The 7,122-nt window shown below is 65.3% G+C and carries 5 protein-coding genes; 1 reads left to right on the top strand and 4 read right to left on the bottom strand.

The window, feature by feature from the left end:
- Positions 1 to 440: 440 nt before the first annotated feature.
- Positions 441 to 3,845 (top strand): acyl-[ACP]--phospholipid O-acyltransferase, encoded by a 3,405-nt coding sequence (locus MOV75_RS21475; protein WP_246929227.1) that lies wholly within the window; start codon positions 441 to 443, stop codon positions 3,843 to 3,845.
- Between the two features lie 44 nt (positions 3,846 to 3,889).
- Here the strand turns inward: MOV75_RS21475 and MOV75_RS21470 are convergent, their stop codons facing one another.
- From MOV75_RS21470 to tcuA, 4 genes are all read right to left on the bottom strand, one after another.
- The gene (locus tag MOV75_RS21470; RefSeq protein ID WP_246929228.1) at positions 3,890 to 4,441 is read right to left on the bottom strand and encodes a disulfide bond formation protein B; all 552 of its coding nucleotides are present in this window, start codon (positions 4,439 to 4,441) and stop codon (positions 3,890 to 3,892) included.
- A 25-nt stretch (positions 4,442 to 4,466) separates the two neighbouring features.
- Entirely contained in the window at positions 4,467 to 4,625 is a 159-nt protein-coding gene (locus MOV75_RS21465; protein ID WP_246929229.1) for a DUF5993 family protein, read from the bottom strand.
- A gap of 71 nt (positions 4,626 to 4,696) precedes the next feature.
- The gene (gene tcuB, locus MOV75_RS21460; protein WP_246929230.1) at positions 4,697 to 5,803 is read right to left on the bottom strand and encodes a tricarballylate utilization 4Fe-4S protein TcuB; all 1,107 of its coding nucleotides are present in this window, start codon (positions 5,801 to 5,803) and stop codon (positions 4,697 to 4,699) included.
- Positions 5,790 to 7,121: an FAD-dependent tricarballylate dehydrogenase TcuA gene (gene tcuA, locus MOV75_RS21455; RefSeq protein ID WP_247006546.1), complete on the bottom strand. Its 1,332-nt coding sequence runs from the start codon at positions 7,119 to 7,121 to the stop codon at positions 5,790 to 5,792. Before tcuA ends, tcuB begins: the two co-directional genes overlap by 14 nt.
- Between the last annotated feature and the right edge of the window lies 1 nt (position 7,122).

Raw genomic sequence — 7,122 nt, 5'->3', positions numbered from 1 at the left:
GGCGGGCGAGCCGCGCCCGGGCGCGTCAGGAGGGCCGGCGGTTCAGCCTGCTCGGCCGCTTCTCGCCCTTTCGCCACCTCACCCATCTCACCTGAGGCGCGCAGCCGAGCCCCTCTGGTTCGGCCGGAATTCCGGATGGATGCAACGAACGACTCACCATTCCGGACAATCGCGGGCGATCCCGCTGGCTTCCATGAGCCGGCTCAGGTTTCCTCATCGCCCGGGCCATATCCGGGTAAGCGCGGCTGATGCGGTCGCGATCAGATATTTGCGAACCTAACCAGACCAGGTGGAGACCAACAGGATCGGAGGAACCGAGGGGGACTGAGCAGACCGGCGATATCGTCGCCGTTGCAATCGTTCCCCCGATTCACTTCCGGTCGTGACGCTTCTCAGACCACGTAGAAACCTCAGGCTGCTTTTCCAAAACAGGACTAGTCATGATCAGGGAATTGATGTCCTCACGCCGCTTTGCGCCACTGTTCTGGGCGCAATTTTTCTCGGCGCTCAATGACAACGTGCTCAAGAACGCACTCGTCATCATCCTGCTTTACAGTGCCGCGACCGGCCACGGCGATGCGCTGGTGACGGTGGCGGGCGCCGTCTTCATCTTCCCCTACTTCATCCTGTCCGGGCTCGGCGGCCAGCTGGCCGACAAATACGTCAAATCCGTCGTCGCAAGGCGGCTCAAATTCGCCGAGATCTTCGCAGCCTGCTTTGCTGCCGCCGGCTTCTTCTTGCACTCGGTGCCGCTGCTGTTCGCAGCCCTCGCCCTGTTCGGCATCATCGCAGCCCTGTTCGGCCCGGTGAAATACTCAATGCTGCCGGATCAGCTCCAGCTCGGTGAGCTCGCGACCGGCAACGCGCTGGTCGAAGGCGCGACCTTCATGGCCATCCTGCTCGGCACCGTCGCCGGCGGCCAGTTCGTGGCCGGGTCCGCGCATATGGGCTGGGTCGCCTCGGCCGTGGTCGCGCTGGCGCTGTTGTCATGGGCTTTCGCCGCCCGCATTCCGCAGACAACGCCGTCCGCGCCTGACCTGCCCGTCGATGCCAATCCCTGGACCTCGACGGTGAGCCTGCTCAGGACGCTGCACGCTGACCATCGACTGTGGGACGGCACCGTCATCGTCTCCTGGTTCTGGCTGGTCGGCGCGATCGTGCTGTCGCTGCTGCCGGCTCTGGTGAAGGAGGTCGTCGGCGGCACCGAGGGCGTGGTGACACTGTGTCTTGCGATCTTCGCGATCGGCATCGCCATCGGCTCGCTGTTCGCCGCCAGCCTGAGCCACGTTCGTCCGAACCTCGCGCTGGTCCCGATCGGCGCCATCATCATGGGATGCTCTGGCCTCGATCTCGCATGGGCCATCGGCGTGACCGCCAAGGGGCAGGACATCACCGCGGCCGGTTTCGCAACGTCGTTCGCCGGCCTGCGCATGCTGGTCGATTTCGTCGCCTTCGCATTCGGCGGCGGCCTGTTCGTCGTTCCCTCTTTCGCCGCCGTCCAGGCCTGGTCGGCACCGTCGGAGCGCGCCCGCATCATCGCCGCCGGCAATGTGCTGCAGGCTGCCTTCATGGTGGTTGGCTCGCTGTTCGTCGCGTTGCTGCAGGCGGCTGGCCTTCATATCGGCTGGATCTTCTTCGGCCTCGGCCTCGCCAGCTTCGGCGCGGTGTGGTTTGTCCTGACCAAGTGGGGCAAGGAAGGCGTGCGCGACTTCGGCGGGCTGCTGTTCCGTGCGCTGTTCCGCACCGAAGTGCGTGGGCTCGAAAACCTGCCGCCTGCCGGCACCCGCATGCTGATCGCGCCCAACCATGTCAGCCTGATCGACGGCCCGCTGCTGCACGCCGTGCTGCCGATCGACGCGAGCTTCGCGGTCGATACCGGCATCGCCAAGGCCTGGTGGGCCAAGCCGTTCCTGCGCGTGGTCAAGCACTACACCATGGACCCGAGCAAGCCGCTGGCCGCGCGTGACCTGATCAAGCTCGTCGCCGCCGGCGAGCCCGTCGTGATCTTCCCCGAGGGACGCATCACCGTCTCGGGATCGCTGATGAAGGTCTATGACGGCACCGCGATGATCGCCGACAAGGCCGACGCCGTCGTGGTGCCGGTCCGCATCGAGGGCGCCCAGCGCTCGCATCTCAGCTACCTCAACTCCAGCCAGATCAAGCGCTCGTGGTTTCCGCGGGTGACGGTCACCATCCTGCCGCCCGTCAAGCTGCCGGTCGATGCGGCGCTGAAGGGCAAGGCGCGCCGCAACGCCGCGGGTGCCGCACTCCAGGATGTGATGATCGATGCGATGGTCAAGAACGCCATGCTCGACCACACGCTGTTCGAAGCCCTCGGACACGCCTATCGCGATCGCGACACCGGCAAGGTCATCATCGAGGATGCGCTTGGCACCAAGCTGACCTACCGCAAGCTGATCCTCGGCGCGCAGGTCCTGAGCCGCAAGCTCGAGAGCGGCACCGCCGTCGGCGAGAATGTCGGCGTGCTGCTGCCGAATTCCGCCGGCGTCGCCGTCGTCTTCATGGCGCTGCAGAATATCGGCCGGGTGCCGGCAATGCTCAACTTCTCGGCCGGTCCGGTCAACGTCCTCGCCGCCATGAAGGCCGCGCAAGTCAAGACCGTGCTGACCTCGAAGGCGTTCATCGAGAAGGGTAAGCTCGACAAGCTGATGACCGCAATCTCCGCAGAGGCGCGTGTCGTCTATCTCGAGGACGTCCGTGCCTCGATCGGCACAGCCGACAAGATCAAGGGTCTGCTCGCAGGCACGACGCCGCGTGTCACCCGCCAGGCCAACGATCCGGCCGTGGTGCTGTTCACCTCGGGCTCGGAAGGCACGCCCAAAGGCGTGGTGCTGTCCCACCGCAACATCCTCGCCAACGCGGCGCAGGCGCTGGCGCGGGTCGACGCCAACGCCAATGACAAGGTGTTCAACGTGCTGCCGGTGTTCCACTCCTTCGGGCTGACCGGCGGAATGATGATGCCGCTGCTGGCGGGCATTCCGATCTACATGTACCCCTCGCCGCTGCATTACCGGATCGTGCCCGAGCTGATCTACCAGACCGGCGCGACGATCCTGTTCGGCACCGATACGTTCCTCACCGGCTATGCGCGCTCGGCGCATGCCTACGACTTCCGCACGCTGCGCCTCGTGATCGCGGGCGCCGAAGCCGTCAAGGATCGCACCCGCCAGGTGTTCATGGAGCGCTACGGCATCCGTATCCTCGAAGGCTATGGCGTCACCGAGACGGCGCCGGTGCTGGCGATGAACACGCCGATGGCCAACCGCCCCGGCACCGTCGGCCGCCTGTCGCCGCTGATGGAAAGCCGCCTCGATCCGGTCCCCGGTATCGAGGAAGGTGGGCGCCTCTCCGTGCGCGGGCCAAACGTGATGCTCGGTTACCTCAAGGCCGAAAATCCCGGCGTACTCGAAGTGCTCGCCGAGGGCTGGCACGATACCGGCGACATCGTCGCGATCGACGCGGCCGGCTTCATCACCATCAAAGGCCGCGCCAAGCGCTTTGCCAAGATCGCCGGCGAAATGGTCTCGCTGTCCGCGGTCGAGAACATCGCGACGACACTGTGGCCGCAGGCCGCATCGGTCGCAGTGTCGATCCCCGACCCGCGCAAGGGCGAACGCATCGTGCTGCTGACGACGGAGAAGAACGCCGAGCGTAGCGCGATGCAGGGCCAGGCCAAGACGATCGGCGCGTCCGAGCTGACCGTTCCCGCCGCGATCATGGTGGTCGACAAGGTGCCGTTGCTCGGCACCGGCAAGACCGACTACGTCACCGCAACGACGATGGCGCGCGAGAAGGCATCCCCGCCGGAGCGCGAGGTGGCGTGAGGTTCACGACCGTCGCACCGGCCAACGCCGGTGCGACGGTCTCCTCACTTGAGCAGGAGATAGCGGACCGGGTTGTCGTCGCACTGACCCGCGCCGCACTCCAGCACGGTGGACAGGAGATTTGCGGCGACCAGCAACGCGAAAATCGCGAACACCGCGTTCGATGCTGCTCCGCCCAGCGGCGCGTCCTTGTCCCGCGCGCCAATCATGTCCTTCACCACGAAGACAAGCGCGACATAACAAACGATACCGACCGCGGCGATGAGCGCCCATGTGTAGAAATGCAGCCCGAATAGCGCCGAGCCGTATCCGGGATCGCCCGGCGCAAGATGCAGCGACACCTGCCGCATCGAGATGAATCCGGTAACTAGGCTGGACATCAGTATCATCGCGTAGTGTGACGGTCGCTCGCCGAGGCGCAGATTGAATAGAAACCCCATGCCAACCGCGATGAACCCGGCCCGCTGCAGCAGGCACAGCGGACAGGGCAATTCGCCAAGCGCAAGCTGATAGAAAAATGCGACTGCCAGGATCAACGAGATCCCGAGCAACCCGAGCAGATTCAGGACCGCGCCGACCGACTGCCGCCCGTTCATCTCTGTCGCTCTCATCTCGGCACCGTCAGAACGAGAACTTAAGGGGATCGGTCGCGTGGTGAAAGAACCAGGCGACGGTGACGACGACGGTCACGCTCCAGAGCCCATAGCCAAGTCCCGCGAGCGAACGCCAGACGCAGGCGCAGGCTGCGAGCGCCAGCAGGAACGGCAAAAACATGTACATGAGCCCAGGCTCCCGATCGATTCGCGCATCGCGCGAACGAGCCCAAGAGATACGTCAGCGCCGCGCGCCCCTCAAGACCCGGCTTCGCTGCGCCGCTCCTGCGCGTAACGCACTAGCGCCGCGAACCGATAGATGCCGTGCACGAACTTGCCATAGGGCATGGTGATGAACAGCGCGAACACGGCGCCGAGATGCAGCGCCAGCAGCGGGCCCATGGCAGAGGTCTCGCGCAGGAGCAGAAGCAGCATGCCGGTGAAGCCGGTCAGGAACAGCATGGCGATGAAGCCGACATCCATGCCGTAGCGGGACTCGTCGAGCAACGCAGGATCGCGCCGCATCTTGGCCATGAACAGGCCGATCGGTCCGACGATCAGACCGACGCCGCCGAGCGTGCCCAGTACCACCGGCAGGTCCCACCACGGATATGGCGCCTCGCGGCCGAGCAGATAATGATACAGCGTGGCGACCGAGGTCGCGGCAAAGCAGAGCAGGAAGCCGTAGAAGGTCAGGTGGTGATAAAGCTTGCGCCGGTCCGTCGGCTTGTCGTCCTCATTGTAGCAGCCGACGCCGCCGCCATGGAGATAGCGCAGCTCGCCGGCATCGCGGATCGCCCGAAAGACCGAAACGCCGTCGGCGCGGCCCCCGATCGGCGGACCGATGTCGCGCCAGAAGGCGCGCACGCTCAAGACGAGTGCGAGGGTCGCAAAAAGGAATGCGGCACTGAACAGCGCGGCCATCGCGTTGTGCGGCATCAGCCTGTAGAACGCGCCGGGACCGGTGTGCACGCCGAACAGCACGTTGCGGTCGTTCAAGGCGGCGAAGCCGAGAATGAAGGCTGCCATGCTGAGCGCGGCGACGATGCTGATAACGAGACCATTGCGCGCGAATGTGCCTGATAGCGCCCGCGGCCAGGCATAGGCCGCATAGGACTCGGCGCGCGCAATTGCCAGCGTCTTCGGAACGTTGACGTTGAACTCGTGCGGCGGCGAGAACTGGCAGTCGACGTAGCAGGCCCCGCAGGCATGGCAGAGGTTGGCGAGATAGTTGAGATCACCGTCGGAGAAGGCGCGGCGCATTTCCATCGCCGGAAACACCGCGCAGAGGCCCTCGCAATAGCGGCAGGAGTTGCAGACCGTCATCAGACGGTCGGCCTCGTCCAGGATTCTAGTTCCGTGCATGTCTCGCCGCTTCCCGTCCTGCGATCCGTCCGAACACGCTGCCGATGGTCATGCCCATGCCGGCGGCATAGCCCTTGCCGAGCACGTTGCCGGCCATGATCTCGCCGGCCGCGAACATGTTGGCCGACGGCTTGCCGTCAGCCATCAGCATGCGCGCCTCCTGGGTTACGCGCGTGCCGAGATAGGTGAAGGTGATGCCGGGCCGCACGGGATAGGCGAGGTAAGGCGGCGTTTCGATGCGCCGTGCCCAGTGCGTCTTGGGTGGCGTGATGCCATCGGTCACGCAGTCATCCAGAATTGTGTGATCGAAGGTGCCGGGCCGCACCGCGGCGTTGAACTCGGTGATTGTCTTTTCCAGCGCGGCCGGATCGAGCTCAAGCTTGCCGGCGAGCTCCGCGATGGTCTGCCCTGCAATCGGCGGGAACAGCGTCGGCATGAAACTGGTGACGACGGTGGAATCGAAGATGATGTAGGCGATCTGGTCTGGCTGCGCTGCGACCAGCCGGCCCCAGATCGCGTAGCGCTTCGGCCAGATGTCCTCGCCCTCGTCGTAGAAGCGCTGTGCGTGCTTGTTGACGACGATGCCGAACACGACGGAATCGTGCCGGGTGATGATGCCGCCGTCGAATCTCGGCGCGCGGGCGTCGATCGCGACCGCATGGCACTGAGTGGGATCGCCGACCTCCTGCACGCCCTTGTCGAGCAGCATCTTCAGGATCGAGCCGCGGTTATAGGGCGTGCCGCGGATCAGGAAATTGTCGGCGGCCTCGCCCCAATATTGCTTGAGCCATTCGATGTTGGCCTCGAACCCGCCGGCCGCCGCGACCAACGAGGTGGCGCGGATCTCGGTGGCGCCGTTGATCGGCCGCTTCAGGCGCGCTGCGAGGAACATGCCGTCCTCGATCACGAGATCAGTGACCTCGGCATCGTATTCGACCTCGACGCCGAGCCGTTCTGCGGTGAGATAGAGCGCGTTCAGCATCGCGCGGCCGCCGCCGAGGAAGAACGAGTTGGTGCGGCCGAGGCTGAGCGTGCCGCCCAGCGAGGGCTGCCAGCGCACGCCCTGCTCCACGATCCAGTTCAGGATGTCCTTGGACTCGCGGATCATGTGGCGCGCCAGCACTTCGTCGGTTTGCCCGCCGGTGACGCGCAGCAGGTCCTCCCAGAATTCCTCTTCGGTGTAAGGGCCGGTCAGGATTTCGGTCGCCGCGTCATGGGCGCAGCGCATGTTGCGGGTGTGCCGGGTGTTGCCGCCGCGATAGAACTTTGGCGCCCCCTCCAGCACCAGCACCGACGCTCCGCCGCGCCGCGCCGCGATC

It is taken from the genome of Bradyrhizobium sp. PRIMUS42 (genome assembly GCF_023006515.1).
Taxonomy (GTDB): Bacteria; Pseudomonadota; Alphaproteobacteria; order Rhizobiales; family Xanthobacteraceae; genus Bradyrhizobium.
The sequence above is the reverse complement of the archived record's forward strand: the minus strand, read 5'-3'. Positions and strand labels throughout refer to the sequence as shown.